This window comes from Brevundimonas sp. (assembly GCF_035999125.1).
Classification (GTDB): domain Bacteria; phylum Pseudomonadota; class Alphaproteobacteria; order Caulobacterales; family Caulobacteraceae; genus Brevundimonas.
In genome coordinates, this window is record NZ_DASYGX010000006.1 from 92732 (window position 1) to 107746 (window position 15015).

Below are 15015 nucleotides of genomic sequence, written 5' to 3' on the forward strand. Positions count from 1 at the left end.
CGCTGCGACGCTGGGGCTGGGCGCTGCGCATCGTGTTGGCGCTTCTGGCCGGCGTCCTGACCGCCGTGGTGCATCCGCCGTTCGGCTTTTTGCCCGGCCTGATCGGCTACCCGCTGCTGATGGTGCTGGCCGAACGGTCGCGGACCGTGCGCGGCGGCTTCTGGACGGGGTGGCTGGCGGGCTTCTCCTATTTCGGCGTCGGCTGCTGGTGGGTGGCCGAGGCGTTTCTGGTCAATCCGGCGCAGGCGTGGATGGCCCCCTTCGCCGCCAGCCTGCTGCCCTCGGGTCTGGGCCTGTTCTGGGGGGCCGCGACGGCTCTGCATCGCCGCCTTGCTCCCGCCGGCGTGGCCCGCGTGTTGGCCTTTGCGGCGTTCTTCAGTGGAATGGAGTGGCTGCGCGGCCACGTGCTGACGGGCTTTCCCTGGAACCCGGCGGGCGCCGGGTGGGAGGCCGGATCCGCCCCGTCCCAGTTCGCCGCCGTGGTCGGCGTTTACGGGTTGGGACTGATCACCGTGCTGGCCGTCTGCGCTTTCGCGCCGATGGTCGTGGGCGGCGGGACGCGCAAGGGCCGCATCGGTGCGGCGATGGCGGGCGCGGCGGCGCTCATCGTCCTGTTCGTCGGCGGCGCGATCAGGCTGTCGGGGGCCGAGGTGCGATCGACCGGAACCATCGTCCGGGTGGTCCAGGCGGACGTCGATCAGGAATCCAAGTGGTCGCCCGAAGCCTACCGCGACATCGTCCAGCGCTACGTCGCCCTGACCGCCCGGCCGGGCCCGCGCGTGCCGGACGTGGTGGTCTGGCCCGAGGGCGCCCTGCCCAACACCGCCAACGCCGTCCTGGCCGAGGGCGCCTGGGAGGCGGGGGCCATCGCCGCCGCTCTGCAGCCCGGACAGACCCTGCTGGCGGGGCTCAGCCGGGGCGAGCCGGACCCGGAGGCCGAAACCGGCGGTCGCTATTTCAACAGCCTGATCGCCCTGCGCCGCCTTCCGGGGCGCGACGGCATGCGGATCGAGGCCGTCTACGACAAGTACCGCCTGGTGCCGTTCGGCGAGTTCCTGCCCGCGGGCGCGCTGATGAGCCGGCTGGGCGTGCGCAGCCTGGTGCACGTGCCGGCCGACTTCACCGCAGGGCCGCGTCCGAGACCGCTGGAGCTCGCCGGCCTGCCGACCGTCCAGCCCCTGATCTGCTACGAAAGCCTGTTTCCCGGCTTCGTGGGGCGCGGCGCCGACGTGAAGTGGATCGCCAACGTGTCGAACGACGCTTGGTTCGGGCGCACCTCGGGTCCGTTGCAGCACCTGAATCTGGCCTCCTACCGGGCGATCGAGACGGGCCTGCCGGTCGTGCGCGCCACGCCCACGGGCACGTCGGCGGTCATCGATCCGTGGGGCCGGATCGTCGGCGACAAGCGGCTGGATCCGGGCGAAAGCGGCGTCATCGACGCGGCCTTGCCGCAGGCCCTGACGACCACGCCCTATGCCCGGGTCGGCGACCTGCCGTGGCTGGCCGGAATCATGATCTGCCTGGTCGGGACGGTCATGGCGCGTCGCCGCCGCGAGGAAGTTTCCCGCTGACCGCGAATTCCGTCCGTTCTCGTACAGAAGGCGAAATTTTTTCCCGTGACACGCCAGCGTGACGGGCGCATTTCAGCGATATGGGGCGGCGACAGGCCGTGGAGGACTCTATGGCGCGAGGCAAGGTGATCGAAGACGGTCCGCATCCGGTGGATCGCCACGTCGGCAGGCGCGTGTGCGAGAAGCGCATCGCGCTGGGCTATAACCAAAGCGATCTGGGTCGCGCGGTGGGCGTGACCTTCCAGCAGATTCAGAAGTACGAAAAGGGCACGAACCGCATCTCGGCGTCGAAACTGTTCGAAATCTCGCGCTTCTTCCAGACCGAGATCGCCTACTTCTTCCAGGGGCTGGGCGACGCCCAGCCGGGCATGGCGGAAGACGCGGCCGGCTTCGATCACGACTACCCCGCCACCCGCCAGTCAGTGGAGATCGCCCGCCTGGCTCCCAAGCTGTCGCCGCAGAAGCAGAAGCTGGCTTTGGACCTGATCCGGGCCCTGCACGCCGCCAAGGACGACTGACCGGCTCAGTCGGCCCGGCGCCGTCCGAACGTCGGCGCGGCGGCCTTCTCCTTCTCCCAGTAGTCGGAGCCTTCGCGCGGCTTGAACATCGTCCGCGCCGACCCGTTTCGGTCCACCACGGCGAAGGTGTTGCTGGACGCCTGATAGAGCAGAACGTCGCCGTTCGGCCGCTCCGCCCGCTCCACGTCGCGCGGCGGATTGCGGGTGAAGGCGGTCACCTTGGCCAGATAGTCCTCGGCCGACCGCGCCCCGAAGTCCGCCCCGTTGCGCTCGTACAGACGCTGCACCTTGGCGTCGACGGTCTCGCGCCGGTTCGCCGTCAGCGGCGCCGCCTCGACCTTGGCCACCGTCTCGGTCGGCGCGTCGTCGGCCATGGCCGCGGCCGTCTGGACCGCGCCGCCGGCCGAGCCTTCGACCCGATCCCGCGTCTCGACCGCCGACGCCCCGTCGTCGCAGCCCGCCAGCGCCCCCAGCGCCCCGACGACGCCGACCAGAATGAGATGCCGTTTCATCCAACCCTCCGTTGAGATACCCGCGATCGGACTCGTGGCACAGGAATTCTGTTCTTGCAATGTTCCATTTCGCGGGCCGCCGCCGACCGCTATGGAGAGGCCATGACTTTCACCCTCGCCCGGCCCCGTCGCGTGCTGCTGATCGTCGGCGGCGGCATCGCGGCGTACAAGTCGCTGGAGCTGGTGCGCCTGTTCGCGAAAGCCGGCGTCGAGGCCCAGGCGATCCTTACGAAGGCGGGCGAGGAGTTCGTCACCCCGCTGTCGCTGGCGGCCCTGACGGGGCGACCGGTGCGCCAGTCCCTGTTCAGCCCCGACGACGAGACCGCCATGGGCCACATCGAGCTGTCTCGCTGGGCCGATCTGGTGGTCGTGGCGCCGGCGACCGCGGGGCTGATCGCCAAGGCGGCGAACGGGATGGCCGACGACCTGGCCTCGACCACGCTGATGGCCACCGACAAGCGCGTGCTGATGGCGCCGGCCATGAACGTGCGCATGTGGACCCATCCGGCCGTGCAGGCGAACGTGGCGCGGCTGAAGGGCTTCGACGGTCTGCACGGCGTCGCCTTGGTCGGCCCGGACGAGGGCGAGATGGCCTGCGGGGAGTTCGGCCCCGGCCGCATGGCTGAGCCGCCCGCGATTCTGGAAGCCGCCATGGCCCTGCTGGACGGCCCCGACGGCCGCCCCCTGTCCGGCCGCCGCGTCGTGGTCACCGCCGGGCCGACGTTCGAACCGATCGACCCCGTCCGCGGCCTGACCAACCGGTCCTCGGGCAAGCAGGGCTATGCCGTCGCCCGGGCCCTGGCCGAACTCGGCGCGGAGGTGACGCTGGTGTCTGGCCCCGTGGGGCTGGAGGCGCCGGCGGGCGTGACGCGGGTTTGGGTCGAGACCGCCGAGCAGATGCGCGCGGCGGTTCAGGCGGCCCTGCCGGCCGACGTGGCGGTGATGTCCGCCGCCGTGGCCGACTGGCGCGTCGACGGCGTCGCCACCGGCAAGATCAAGAAGGCCCCCGGCGGCGCGCCCAAGCTCAGCCTGATCGAGAACCCGGACATTCTGGCCGAAACCTCGCGCAAGGGGCCGCGCCGGCCGAAACTGGTCGTCGGGTTCGCGGCCGAGACCGGCGATCTGGTCGCGCTGGCGAAGGCCAAGCTGTCGCGCAAGGGCTGCGACTGGATCGTGGCCAACGACGTCTCCGCCGACGTCTTCGGGGCCGAGGCCAACGCCGTCACCCTGATCCGCGCGGACGGGTCGATGGAAAGTCTCGACCGACGGTCCAAGGCCGAGATCGCCCGGACGCTGGCCGCCCGCATCGCAGAGCATTTCATGGAGTCCGAATGACGACCCTGCGCGTCCGCCGCCTGCCGCACGCCGAAGGCCTGGCCCTGCCCGCCTATGAGACGGCCCAGTCGGCCGGCATGGACCTGAGGGCCGCCGTGCCGGCGGACGCGCCCGTGACCCTGGCCCCCGGCGACCGGGCCCTGATCCCCACCGGCCTGCAGATCGCGCTGGAGCCGGGATTTGAGGCGCAGGTCCGGCCGCGCTCCGGCCTTGCGCTCAAGCACGGGATCACCTGCCTGAACAGCCCGGGCACGATCGACGCCGACTATCGCGGCGAGGTCGGCGTCATCCTGATCAACCACGGCCGCGAGAGCTTCGTGATCGCGCGTGGCGAGCGCATCGCCCAGATGGTCGTCGCGCCGTTCGTGCAGGCGGCGCCGATCGAGGTCGAGGCTCTGGACGAGACGGCTCGCGGGGTCGGAGGCTTCGGCTCGACCGGACGCTGAACCTTTGCCGGGCGAACCGCGTTAACCCAACCGGCGGCCAAGCTTGGCCGGTCTGGAACGGAGCGAGGACATGGAGTCCCTGATCGACGCGATCAGCGGTTTTCTGATGGGCCTGTGGGCCCTGGCCCAGGCGGGCTTCGACGGCGTGAACCAGGTCGTCGGCCTGATCATCGCCCTGGTCGCAGCCCTGATGATGCCGGCGTGGCGCGCCCTGTGGGCCACGGCGGCCGGGGCCACGGTGGTGCATCTGATCGTACAGGTGCTGCGGCCGGTGCTGGACGGCGCGGCCTTCGCCCTGCCGCCGATCATGACGCTGGGCTTCTGGATGACGGCGCTGGCCCTGTTCCTGGGCTTCGCGGTCGTGATCGCCGTCTTCTTCCTGATCAAGAGCCTGATCCCCGGCCTGGGCGGTCGCCGCGCGCACGCTCACTGAGCCGCGTGTGAACGCGCGGGTCGCTGGTTCATCACAAAGGACACCAAGGGACCACCAAGGACACGAAGAGACCGAGGGCAAGGCGCCGCAGGCATTCCAACTCGGGGACGTCGGACGTGAAGGCGCTGCGCGCGGCTTCGGTCGCCGAACCCTTGGTGTTCTTCGTGCCCTCTTCGTGTCCTTCGTGATGAACCAACAGGCCCCAACCTCGCGCTCAGGGTGGCGTGGTCGGTCGCCAGGGGCTAAACCGCGCGCGTCAGTTTCTTGAGGAAAAGCCTGCCCATGCGCGACATCACGCACTTCATCGACGGCGCCGCCTTCACGGGGGCCTCGGGGCGCTTCGGCGACGTGATGAACCCCAACACCGGCGAGGTTCAGGCCCGCGTCCAGCTGGCCACCGCGTCGGAAGTCGATCGCGCGGTCCAGGCTGCCCAGAACGCCTTCGAGGGCTGGTCCTCGACCAATCCGCAGCGCCGCGCCCGCGTCCTGTTCGAGTTCAAGCGCCTGGTCGAGGCCAACATGAACGAGCTGGCCGAGCTGCTGTCCAGCGAGCACGGCAAGGTCATCGCGGACTCCAAGGGCGACATCCAGCGCGGGCTTGAGGTCATCGAGTTCGCCTGCGGCATCCCGCATGCGCTCAAGGGCGAATACACCTGGGGCGCCGGCCCCGGCATCGACGTCTATTCGATGCGCCAGCCGCTGGGCGTCGTCGCGGGCATCACCCCGTTCAACTTCCCCGCCATGATCCCGATGTGGATGTTCGGCATGGCCATCGCGGTCGGCAACACCTTCGTGCTGAAGCCGTCCGAGCGCGATCCGTCGGTGCCCGTCCGTCTGGCCGAGCTGATGATGGAGGCGGGCGCCCCCGCCGGGGTTCTGAACGTCGTCCACGGCGACAAGACCGCCGTCGACGGCCTTCTGACGCACCCGCTGGTCCACGCGATCAGCTTCGTCGGCTCGTCCGACATCGCCCACTACGTCTATCAGACCGGGGCGGCCAACCATAAGCGCGTCCAGGCCATGGGCGGCGCCAAGAACCACGGCGTCGTCCTGCCCGACGCCGACATGGACCAGGTGGTCAAGGATCTGGCCGGCGCCGCCTTCGGCTCGGCCGGCGAGCGATGCATGGCCCTGCCCGTCGTCGTTCCGGTCGGCCAGAAGACCGCCGACGACCTGCGCGAGCGGATGGTGGCGGAGATGCGCACGCTGAAGGTCGGCGTCTCCACCGACGCCGAGGCCCACTACGGACCCGTCGTCACCGCCCAGCACCGCGAGCGCGTGGCCGGCTGGATCGAGAAGGGCGTCCAGGAAGGCGCCGAACTGGTCGTCGACGGCCGCGACTTCAGCCTGCAGGGGCACGAGAAGGGCTATTTCATCGGCCCGTCGCTGTTCGATCGCGTGACGCCGGACATGTCGTCCTATCAGGAAGAGATCTTCGGCCCCGTGCTGCAGATCGTGCGCGCCGACACCTTCGAGGAGGCGCTCAGCCTGCCGTCGAAGCACCAGTACGGAAACGGCGTCGCCATCTTCACCCAGAACGGCCGCGCGGCGCGCGACTTCGCCGCCCGGGTCAACGTCGGCATGGTCGGCATCAACGTGCCGATCCCGGTGCCGGTCGCCTATCACACCTTCGGCGGCTGGAAGCGCTCGGCCTTCGGCGACATCAACCAGCACGGCATGGAAGGCCTGCGGTTCTGGACCAAGACCAAGACCGTCACCGCCCGCTGGCCCGACAGCGCGCTGGAACACGCCGACAGCGCCTTCGTCATCCCGACGATGCGGTGAGGCAAGGCGCGGAGGCGTGTCCCCCGCGTCATGTTTCCGACCGACGTTCGATGGTAAGCCTCGTCATCGACTGAAACGAATCCGGACCCTCGCATGCGTCGCTTCTTCGTCTGGTCGGCCCTGGCGGCCCTCGTGGGCCTGCTGATCGCGGGAGGCGGCTACTGGGCCTACTGGCAGTTCCATGCGCGGTTCCAGCCCGTCACGATCACCCGGCACCAGGGCGCGATTCAGACCCTCCTGGACGGGTCGGGCTGGGTTTCGGGCGGCGGCGGCGGTCAGGCGCTGTGGATCGTCGGCTATCGCGACAGCGCCGCCATGCAGCGCTACGAACGGCAAGAGGGCCCCAAGCTTCGCGCTGCGGGGGTTGAGGTGCGGGTCGTGGTCTTCGCCCGCCCCGACCGCGAGGGGCTGGAACAGTCCACGGCCGCCGAGCGGTCGACGGTGGCGGAGCTGTGGCTGACCCGCGACTGGTCGCTGTACCAGCGCTGGACCGCGACCCCGACGGCGTCCTGGACCGCGGCGGGCCTGCCGCGCGCCGACGGCAACCTGGCCCGGATGGCGGTGGTCGAGGCGGGACGCAGCTTCTCCGGCGACCTGTCCGATCTGCTGTCGGCCTCGGGCTTGCAGACCCGCTGGCCACTGGTGATCTGGCGTGACCGCGACGGCTTCCTGAAGGCCTGTGCCTGCACCGACGCGCGCTCCTGGGCCTTCATCCGCGACGACCTGGGCGCCCCGGACCGGGTCGATCCCGACGTTCCGGCCGGTCCGGGCCTGCCGCCCGCGCCGGTGGACGGCGTGCCGCCCGGCGGGCAGGGCCAGACGCCGCTGCCCTATCCGACCCTGCCGACCCTTCCGCCGGCCGACGCTCCCGCAGGGGGCGGCCAGCCCGGCGCGACGCCCGCCGCTCCGGGCCAGACGGCTCCGCGACCGGCGCCCCGCGCCCCGGCCCAGCCCCGCAAGGCGCCGGAGCCGACGAAGCAGGAAGACACCACCTTCTATTGAGCCGTCACAGGGCGGCGCACGCCCGGATCAGGCCGTCCAGGTCTTCGGCGTTCTGATAAAGGCCGAAGCCGAAGCGGATCACGTCGTCGCGCACGTCGGTCACGACGTTCGAAGCCATCAGCGCCTTCTGCCAGCTCCCGGCCTCGGGATGCCGCAGCGCCAGGAACCGGGCCCGCGCGCTTTCGCCGGGCGTCACGGGGTTCAGGATGTCCGCCTCGATCAGGCGACCCGCCTTGCCGTCATGCACGGCCTTCTGGAACGCGATGGCCAGAGCGTCCGCATGGGCCGAGATGCGCGGTGTCGTCAGCCCTTCGGCGTCCAGCGCCCATCGCGCCGCGTTGAAGCGATACAGGGCCGAGACGTCGAAGGTCGCGCCCCAGAAGCGGCCGCCGTCGGTGCGATGGCCCACGCCGCCCGGCGGGCCCGCCAGATCGCCGAACTCCGCGAACCAGCCGGTCGCCACGGGCCGCGGACAGAAGCCGTCCGGCGCATGCAGGAAGCAGCCGCCCTCGCCCGACATGGCGTATTTGTAGACCCCGGCCGTGTAGAAGACCCGGTCGGCGATCGCCGACAGGTCGGTCGGGCGCGCCATGAAGCCATGGTAGCCGTCGATCAGGACCCAGGGCCCCTCGGGCCGGGCCAGATTCGCCAGCTGATCCAGGGCCTCGAAGGCCTGCCCGGTGCGGAAGAAGACGTGGCTGACCACGATCCAGTCGTGCCCGCCGGCCCGCGCAGCCTCCAGAAAGCGGTGGGCGAAGGTCGCGAACGGCTCCAGCGGCACGCGATCGACCACCGCCTGTCCCGCCTCTTCCCACCGCTGGGCCTGCCGTCGGAACGAGTGGAATTCGCCGTCGGTCGACAGGATGCGGACGGGCGACCTCTCCACGCCGGAGAAGATGCGCAGCAAGAAGTCGTGGGTGTTGGACGAGAAGGTGATCGTGTTCGGGTCCGGCAGCCCCAACTCCCGCGCCACATGCGCCTGCGCCTCCGGGATCACCTCCCCGAAGATGTGATCCCACTTGCGGTCGGCGTGGCGCGCCGCGTCCTCCCAGGCCTGAACCTGCCCCTCGAACCCCGCGTCGGGCCACAGGTGATGGCTGTGCGCGGCGAAGTGCAGGCGTCCGGGCGCGGCGGACAGGGCGCGGGAGAACAGGTCTTTCCGGCTCATGTCCACCTTGTGTCCTTCGTCCTTCACGCTCGGCGACGATTGTCCCGTTTTTGTCCTGCCGAATGTGTCGCTTCGGATCAGACCAGCGCGCCGTGGCAATGCTTGAACTTGCGGCCGGAGCCGCAGGGGCAGTCGGCGTTGCGGCCGGTGCGCTCCCAGCCCGGCGGCAGGGCCTCGACCGGCAGGCGCGCCCGGTCGTCGCCCTGCAGCGCCCCTTCGGGCAGCTGGGCGGCGGGGTTGGCCATCTCGTTCTCGCCGGTTTCGGGATTCAGATGAATCTCCTGAAACTCGGGCAGTTCCATCTGCGGCGGCGGCTCGAAGCGGAACTCCACCGTCATCAGCCAGCGCGTCACGTTGTGCCGCAGCTGGGTCAGCAGGCCCTCGAACAGGTTGAAGGCCTCGGTCTTGTACTCGTTCAGCGGATCGCGCTGGCCATAGCCGCGCAGACCGATGACCCCGCGCAGATGGTCCAGATGCACCAGGTGCTCGCGCCATTGCAGGTCGATCATCTGCATCAGGAATTGCTTCTCCAGACCCCGCATGCGGTCCGGCGTGATCGCCTGCTCGCGCTCGGCGGCGCGGGCGTCGGCGGCCTGGACCAGGCGTTCCTCGACCTCCTCGTTCGACACGCCTTCTTCCGCGGCCCAGTCGTGCAGCGGCAGGTCCAGACCCAGGGTCGACTGAACCTTCTCCTTCAGCCCGTCGATGTCCCACTGTTCGGCATAGGCCTTGGGCGGCATGTGCTGCTCGACCAGGTCGGCGATCACGTCGTGGCGGAACTCGGCCACCAGTTCGGAGTGGTTCTCGGCGTCCAGGAATTCCTGACGCTGTTCGAACACCGCCTTGCGCTGGTCGTTCACGACGTCGTCGTACTTCAGCAAGTTCTTGCGGATGTCGTAGTTGCGCTGCTCGACGCGCTTCTGAGACGTTTCGACCGCCTTGTTCAGCATGGAGTGGCTGATGGCCTCGCCTTCCTGAACGCCGAAGGTCTTCATGATCGCTTCCAGCCGCTCGCCGGCGAAGATGCGCATCAGGTCGTCTTCGGTGGACAGGAAGAATTTCGATGTGCCGGGGTCGCCCTGACGGCCGGTGCGGCCGCGCAGCTGGTTGTCGATGCGGCGGCTCTCGTGGCGCTCGGTGCCCAGCACGTACAGGCCGCCGGCGGCGAGCGCCCGTTCCTTCTGGACGGCGATCTCGGCCTTCACCTCGGCTTCGCGCGCGGCCTCGCTCTCCGGCGTCACCTCGACGCCGAGGTTGCGCTGGTCCTGGCGCCAGCGCTGCATGCGCATCTCCAGGTTGCCGCCCAGCTGGATGTCGGTGCCGCGGCCCGCCATGTTGGTGGCGATGGTCACCGCGCCGGGCAGGCCGGCCTCGGCGACGATGTAGGCTTCCTGCTCGTGCTGGCGCGCGTTCAGGACGTTGTGCGGAATGCCCTTGCCCTTGCGCACCTCGACGTCGAAGTCTTCGTCCTTCAGCGCCTGATAGGCCTTGCGTGCTGCGGCGCGTTTCTTTGGATCCTCGGACCGGACGTCGATCTCCAGCTGGCGGTGCATGTCCTTCAGCGTCTTCAGCTCGACGGCGTACTCATAGGTCTGCAGCAGGGCCGACAGGCTCTCGGATTTCTCGATCGACACCGTGCCGACCAGAACCGGCTGGCCGCGCACGAAGCACTCGGCGATCTGCTTGGCGATGGCGTCGTTCTTCTCGCGGGCCGAGCGATAGACCTCGTCGTCGTGGTCGATGCGCTTGACCGGCCGGTGCGTCGGCACTTCGAGCACGTCCATCTTGTAGATGTCCATGAACTCCTGGGCCTCGGTCGCGGCCGTGCCGGTCATGCCCGAAAGCTTTGAATACAGACGGAAATAGTTCTGGATCGTGACCGAGGCCAGGGTCTGGTTCTCGGGCTGGATCTTGACGCCTTCCTTGGCCTCGATGGCCTGGTGCAAGCCTTCCGACAGGCGCCGGCCCTGCATCATGCGGCCGGTGAACTCGTCGATCAGCATGATCTCGCCGGCGCGGATGATGTAGTCTTTGTCTTTTTGATACAATGTGTTGGCGCGCAGGGCCTGGTTGATGTGATGCACCAGGGTGATGTTGGCGGCGTCGTACAGGCCGGTGGTGTCGGCGGCGAACAGGCCGCGGTCCTCCATGATCTGCTCGATCTTTTCGGAGCCTTCCTCGGTCAGCAGGGCCTGGCGCTGCTTTTCGTCGAGGTCGAAGGTTCCTTCTTCCTTGATCAGGTCCTTGATGATGGCGTCGACCGTCACATACAGGTCGGACCGGTCCTCGGTCGGGCCTGAGATGATCAGCGGCGTGCGCGCCTCGTCGATCAGGATGGAGTCGACCTCGTCGACGATGGCGAAGTTGTGCCCCCGCTGGACCATCTCGCGCCGGTCATAGACCAGGTTGTCGCGCAGATAGTCGAAGCCGAACTCGTTGTTGGTGCCGTAGGTGATGTCCGCGGCATAGGCGGCCTGGCGCTGGCCCTGCGACAGGCCGTTGACGATGACGCCCACCTCCATGCCCAGGAAGCGATAGACGCGGCCCATCCATTCGGCGTCGCGGCGGGCGAGGTAGTCGTTGACGGTGATGACGTGGACGCCCTTGCCCTCGAGCGCATTCAGATAGACGGGCGCCACGGCGACCAGGGTCTTGCCCTCGCCGGTCCGCATCTCGGCGATGCCGCCTTCGTGCAGGATCATGCCGCCGGCCAGCTGGACGTCGTACTGGCGCTGGCCCAGCGTCCGCTTGGACGCCTCGCGCACAACGGCGAAGGCTTCGTTCAACAGGGCGTCCAGCTTTTCGCCCTTCGCCAGCCGGTCGCGGAAGACGTCGGTCATCATCCGCAGTTCGTCGTCGGAAACCTTGGCGTACTTCTCTTCCAGCGCGTTGATCCGGGTCACCTGACCCATGAAGTCGCGGACCCTGCGGTCGTTGGTGCTGCCGAACAGTTTCTTGGCGAAGCCGAGCATGAGGATTCCGGTAAGCGGTCGAGCGGGCGAAGGCTCTGGGACAGGGGCTCTTGAGCCTGGGACGGGCCCCGGTCGGGGCGGTCGCGCCGGTCTCGGGCCCTTCGGCGTCGCGCGACCCTGACCCGGCTGAAACAGCGGCGCGGCGAGGGCGCGCGGACCGTCGAAAACCCCTCGACTTGAACGCAGGCGGGACTTAAGCACCGGCCTTACCCCTGTCAACGCGAGGGGCTTTGCAGGGGCCGCCGAAGGCCCGTCGCAGCGGCCTTTTCGCCCGCAGCCGATCGAGCCGCCCATGCCCTCGCGCCCGACACCGATCTTCGCGCTTCTGGCGGCCTTCGCCTTCCTGACGCTGGCGGCCTGCGGCGGCGGCGGCGGGAACGACCGCCCGCCCGAGCCCGGCGACCGCGCCGTCGCCCGCGTGGCCGGCGAGACCATCTGGGCGTCGGACGTCAAGCGCGAGGCTGTGGCGCAGGGGCTGATCGGCGAGGGGGAGCCCCTGGACGTGACCTCAGGCCTGTTCCGCCGCGTCCTGGACGAGGTGATCGACCAGAAGCTGCTGGCGCGCGAGGCCGAGCGCCGCGGCCTGGACAACAGCCCGTCGGTCCAGCGCCGCCTGGCCACCACACGCGACCGCATCCTGGGCGACGTTCTGGTCGAGACCGTGGTCAACGGCACCATCACCGATCAGGCGGTTCAGACCCTGTACAACGAACAGCTGAACCTGGCCCGAACGTCGGAAGAGATCCGCGTGCGCCAGATCGTGTCGCGCACCCAGCCCGAAGCGGCCCAGGTCGTCGGCATCCTGTCGGCCGGCGCGGCGTTCGAGGCGGTGGCGGCGGAACGGTCGATCGACGAGGCGACGCGCTATTCCGGCGGCGATCTGGGCTATTCCACGCTGGACGTCATGCCCAAGGCCTATGCCGACGCCCTGCGCGACCGGCCGGCCGGCTCGACCGTGGGACCCTTCCAGGTCGAGGGCGGCTGGGCCGTGGTCCGCATCGAGGACCGCCGCCGCGAGACGCCGCCGACCCTGGAGCAGGCCCGGCCGCAGATCGTGCGTTATCTGACCTATGAGGGCGTGCGCCGCCTGCTGGAGGATCTGCGCGGCGGCGCCGAGGTCGAAATCCTGCTGGGCGGCTCGGACGAAGGGGGGGGGACGGAGCCGGCCTCGGCGCCCCGGACGGCCGCGCCCCAGCCCACGCCGCCCCCCGCTTCGGCGCCGACGTCGGGCCAGGCGCCGGCCGCGACCGCCGCGCCGAAGGCCCGGCCTTGAGCGGCGCCGGCGACGGCCGCTCGACCGGCCGCAAGATCGAACAGGCTTTGGGGAAGGCGCTGGATCCGCTGACCTCGGCTTTGAAACCCAGGACGGCGACGACGCCGGCCGCCGCTCCGGGCAAGCCTGGGCTGCAGGTCTCGCCCCTGGCCGTGCCGTTCCCGAAGGTCGGGGCCGTCGGCGGAGTGGAGATCGCGACTGCCCGGGCCGGTTTCTACAAGCACGAGCGGGACGACCTGACGGTGTTCCGTTTCGCCCGCGGCACCACCTGCGCCGGGGTGTTCACCCGCCACAAGATCGGCTCGGCGCCGGTCGACTGGTGCAAGCGGCACCTCGACGGCGCCGAGGGCGGCGGCGACGTGCGTGCGCTGGTCGTCAACGCCGGCTGCGCCAACGCCTTCACCGGCAAGGCGGGAGCCGACGCCGCGCGGCGTACGGCGTCGGAAATCGCCAAACGCTTCGGCTGTCGCCAGCGCGACGTCATGTTGGCCTCGACCGGCGTCATCGGCGTGGTGCTGGACGACCGCAAGATCGCCGCCCGCCTGCATGAGGTGGAGGCGGCGCTGGACGCCGACGTGCCGGCCGGGGAGCAGTGGGCCCGCGCCGGTCTGGGCATCATGACCACCGACACCTTCCCCAAGGGATCGTACGCCGAAGCCCGGATCGACGGGGTCAAGGTGCGGATCGCCGGCATCGCCAAGGGCTCGGGCATGATCGCGCCCGACATGGCCACCATGCTGGCCTTCATCGTCACCGACGCCGCCATCGCCCCGCCGGTGCTGAAGGCCCTGCTGGGCCTGCACGTGCGCACCACGTTCAACAGCGTGACGGTCGACGGCGACACCTCGACCAACGACACCTGCCTGCTGTTCGCCACCGGCGCCTCGGGCGCGCCGCGCATCGGCCGCGTCGGCGACCGGCGGCTGAAGGAGTTCTCGGCCGCGCTGGACAAGGTCATGCTGGACCTGGCCCACCAGCTGGTCCGCGACGGCGAGGGCGCGACCAAGTTCGTGCGCGTGACGGTGGAGGGCGCCGCCAGCCCCGCCAGCGCCCGCAAACTGGCCAAGTCGATCGCCGACAGCCCGCTGGTCAAGACCGCGCTCGCCGGCGAGGACGCCAACTGGGGCCGCGTGGTGATGGCCGTGGGCAAGACCGAGGAGCCCGTCTCGAAGGAACGGCTGGCGATCCGCTTCGGCCCGCACGTGGCGGCGATCGAGGGCGCGCCGTCGCCCCACTACGACGAGGCGAAGATGAGCGCCTACATGAAGAACGCCGAGATCGACGTCGTCGTGGACGTCGGCATGGGCCGCGCCTCGGCCACCGTCTGGACCTGCGACCTGACCAAGCGCTACGTCGAGATCAACGGCGATTATCGCTCGTGAGCGACCTGAAGACCGTCCTCGTCGTCGCCGTGGCGTTGATCGACGCCGACGGGCGCGTGCTGATCGCCCAGCGGCCCGAGGGCAAGCAGATGGCCGGGCTGTGGGAGTTTCCGGGCGGCAAGGTGGAGCCCGGCGAGCGGCCGGAGGCGGCCCTGATCCGGGAACTGAAGGAAGAGCTTGGCATCGACGTCAACGAGGCCTGCCTGGCGCCGTTCGTCTTCGCCAGCCACGCTTACGATTCGTTTCACCTGTTGATGCCACTGTATCTGTGCCGACGCTGGTCGGGCACGGTGACGGCGCATGAGCATGCGGCGTTGAAGTGGGTCAGGCCGAACGCCCTGTCCGACTGGCCGATGCCCCCGGCCGACGCGCCCCTGGTCGCCTGGCTGCGCGACCTTCTCTAGCCTTCGGAAGGGAGGGCCGATGCCGATGCTGAAGCGCCTCCTTCAAGACCGTTCCGGCGCGACGTCACTGGAGTACGGCCTGATCATCTCGCTGATCTTCCTCGTGATCCTGACGGCCCTCACAGCTTTCGGCGACACGTCCTCCGGCATCTTCAACGGTGCGATGAACGCCATCCGCAACGCCATGGGCGGCTGAAGCTCTTGAGGAGCGCGG

General features: G+C 69.6%; 14 protein-coding genes. 11 read left to right on the forward strand and 3 right to left on the reverse strand.

Translation table 11 applies throughout. The features are described 5' to 3' along the window. Positions 1 to 2 precede the first annotated feature (2 nt). Complete coding sequence (gene lnt / locus VGN45_RS04340) at positions 3 to 1571, forward strand: apolipoprotein N-acyltransferase (protein WP_327460178.1); 1569 nt, start codon at positions 3 to 5, stop codon at positions 1569 to 1571. A gap of 110 nt (positions 1572 to 1681) precedes the next feature. Then, positions 1682 to 2089, forward strand: coding sequence for a helix-turn-helix transcriptional regulator (locus VGN45_RS04345; RefSeq protein WP_327459729.1), 408 nt, complete (start codon positions 1682 to 1684; stop codon positions 2087 to 2089). Positions 2090 to 2094: 5 nt separating this feature from the next. Here the strand turns inward: VGN45_RS04345 and VGN45_RS04350 are convergent, their stop codons facing one another. Further along, positions 2095 to 2601 (reverse strand): S-type pyocin family protein, encoded by a 507-nt coding sequence (locus VGN45_RS04350; protein WP_327459731.1) that lies wholly within the window; start codon positions 2599 to 2601, stop codon positions 2095 to 2097. Between the two features lie 102 nt (positions 2602 to 2703). Between VGN45_RS04350 and coaBC the strand changes: the two genes are divergently transcribed. From coaBC to VGN45_RS04375, 5 genes are all read left to right on the forward strand, one after another. Further along, positions 2704 to 3936 (forward strand): bifunctional phosphopantothenoylcysteine decarboxylase/phosphopantothenate--cysteine ligase CoaBC, encoded by a 1233-nt coding sequence (gene coaBC, locus VGN45_RS04355; RefSeq protein ID WP_327459733.1) that lies wholly within the window; start codon positions 2704 to 2706, stop codon positions 3934 to 3936. Continuing rightward, positions 3933 to 4382 carry a dUTP diphosphatase gene (gene dut / locus VGN45_RS04360; RefSeq protein ID WP_327459735.1) on the forward strand — a complete coding sequence of 150 codons (450 nt, stop codon included), beginning with the start codon at positions 3933 to 3935 and terminating at the stop codon, positions 4380 to 4382. Before coaBC ends, dut begins: the two co-directional genes overlap by 4 nt. A 70-nt stretch (positions 4383 to 4452) precedes the next feature. Next, complete coding sequence (locus VGN45_RS04365) at positions 4453 to 4815, forward strand: hypothetical protein (protein ID WP_327459737.1); 363 nt, start codon at positions 4453 to 4455, stop codon at positions 4813 to 4815. Positions 4816 to 5097: 282 nt separating this feature from the next. Further along, positions 5098 to 6600 (forward strand): CoA-acylating methylmalonate-semialdehyde dehydrogenase, encoded by a 1503-nt coding sequence (locus tag VGN45_RS04370; protein ID WP_327459739.1) that lies wholly within the window; start codon positions 5098 to 5100, stop codon positions 6598 to 6600. A gap of 93 nt (positions 6601 to 6693) precedes the next feature. Beyond that, positions 6694 to 7602 (forward strand): hypothetical protein, encoded by a 909-nt coding sequence (locus VGN45_RS04375; RefSeq protein ID WP_327459741.1) that lies wholly within the window; start codon positions 6694 to 6696, stop codon positions 7600 to 7602. Positions 7603 to 7606: 4 nt separating this feature from the next. On the opposite strand, the gene VGN45_RS04380 is transcribed toward VGN45_RS04375, so the two are convergent. Together VGN45_RS04380 and secA are read right to left on the reverse strand one after the other, a co-directional pair. Continuing rightward, positions 7607 to 8770: an aminotransferase class V-fold PLP-dependent enzyme gene (locus VGN45_RS04380; protein ID WP_327459743.1), complete on the reverse strand. Its 1164-nt coding sequence runs from the start codon at positions 8768 to 8770 to the stop codon at positions 7607 to 7609. Positions 8771 to 8847: 77 nt separating this feature from the next. Further along, the gene (gene secA / locus VGN45_RS04385) at positions 8848 to 11742 is read right to left on the reverse strand and encodes a preprotein translocase subunit SecA (protein ID WP_327459746.1); all 2895 of its coding nucleotides are present in this window, start codon (positions 11740 to 11742) and stop codon (positions 8848 to 8850) included. 292 nt (positions 11743 to 12034) lie between these two features. On the opposite strand from secA, the gene VGN45_RS04390 reads away from it, so the two are divergent. From VGN45_RS04390 to VGN45_RS04405, 4 genes are read left to right on the forward strand one after another with little or no spacing between them, the layout of a single operon-like run. Further along, positions 12035 to 13015: a peptidylprolyl isomerase gene (locus VGN45_RS04390; RefSeq protein ID WP_327459747.1), complete on the forward strand. Its 981-nt coding sequence runs from the start codon at positions 12035 to 12037 to the stop codon at positions 13013 to 13015. Next, positions 13012 to 14397: a bifunctional glutamate N-acetyltransferase/amino-acid acetyltransferase ArgJ gene (gene argJ, locus VGN45_RS04395; protein ID WP_327459748.1), complete on the forward strand. Its 1386-nt coding sequence runs from the start codon at positions 13012 to 13014 to the stop codon at positions 14395 to 14397. The genes VGN45_RS04390 and argJ overlap by 4 nt, the downstream gene beginning before the upstream one ends. A 5-nt stretch (positions 14398 to 14402) precedes the next feature. Then, positions 14403 to 14801: a (deoxy)nucleoside triphosphate pyrophosphohydrolase gene (locus VGN45_RS04400; RefSeq protein ID WP_327460180.1), complete on the forward strand. Its 399-nt coding sequence runs from the start codon at positions 14403 to 14405 to the stop codon at positions 14799 to 14801. 19 nt (positions 14802 to 14820) lie between these two features. Then, on the forward strand, positions 14821 to 14997 hold the full coding sequence (locus VGN45_RS04405) for a Flp family type IVb pilin (protein ID WP_327459750.1): 177 nt from the start codon (positions 14821 to 14823) through the stop codon (positions 14995 to 14997). Positions 14998 to 15015: the final 18 nt, after the last annotated feature.

What these genes read in the sequence shown, in the direction of transcription:
- VGN45_RS04345 (WP_327459729.1), top strand. Translation starts at nt 1,682, where the DNA reads ATGGCGCGAGGCAAGGTGATCGAAGACGGTCCGCATCCGGTGGATCGC.
- VGN45_RS04350 (WP_327459731.1), bottom strand. Translation starts at nt 2,601, where the DNA reads ATGAAACGGCATCTCATTCTGGTCGGCGTCGTCGGGGCGCTGGGGGCG.
- coaBC (WP_327459733.1), top strand. Translation starts at nt 2,704, where the DNA reads ATGACTTTCACCCTCGCCCGGCCCCGTCGCGTGCTGCTGATCGTCGGC.
- dut (WP_327459735.1), top strand. Translation starts at nt 3,933, where the DNA reads ATGACGACCCTGCGCGTCCGCCGCCTGCCGCACGCCGAAGGCCTGGCC.
- VGN45_RS04365 (WP_327459737.1), top strand. Translation starts at nt 4,453, where the DNA reads ATGGAGTCCCTGATCGACGCGATCAGCGGTTTTCTGATGGGCCTGTGG.
- VGN45_RS04370 (WP_327459739.1), top strand. Translation starts at nt 5,098, where the DNA reads ATGCGCGACATCACGCACTTCATCGACGGCGCCGCCTTCACGGGGGCC.
- VGN45_RS04375 (WP_327459741.1), top strand. Translation starts at nt 6,694, where the DNA reads ATGCGTCGCTTCTTCGTCTGGTCGGCCCTGGCGGCCCTCGTGGGCCTG.
- VGN45_RS04380 (WP_327459743.1), bottom strand. Translation starts at nt 8,770, where the DNA reads ATGAGCCGGAAAGACCTGTTCTCCCGCGCCCTGTCCGCCGCGCCCGGA.
- secA (WP_327459746.1), bottom strand. Translation starts at nt 11,742, where the DNA reads ATGCTCGGCTTCGCCAAGAAACTGTTCGGCAGCACCAACGACCGCAGG.
- VGN45_RS04390 (WP_327459747.1), top strand. Translation starts at nt 12,035, where the DNA reads ATGCCCTCGCGCCCGACACCGATCTTCGCGCTTCTGGCGGCCTTCGCC.
- VGN45_RS04405 (WP_327459750.1), top strand. Translation starts at nt 14,821, where the DNA reads ATGCCGATGCTGAAGCGCCTCCTTCAAGACCGTTCCGGCGCGACGTCA.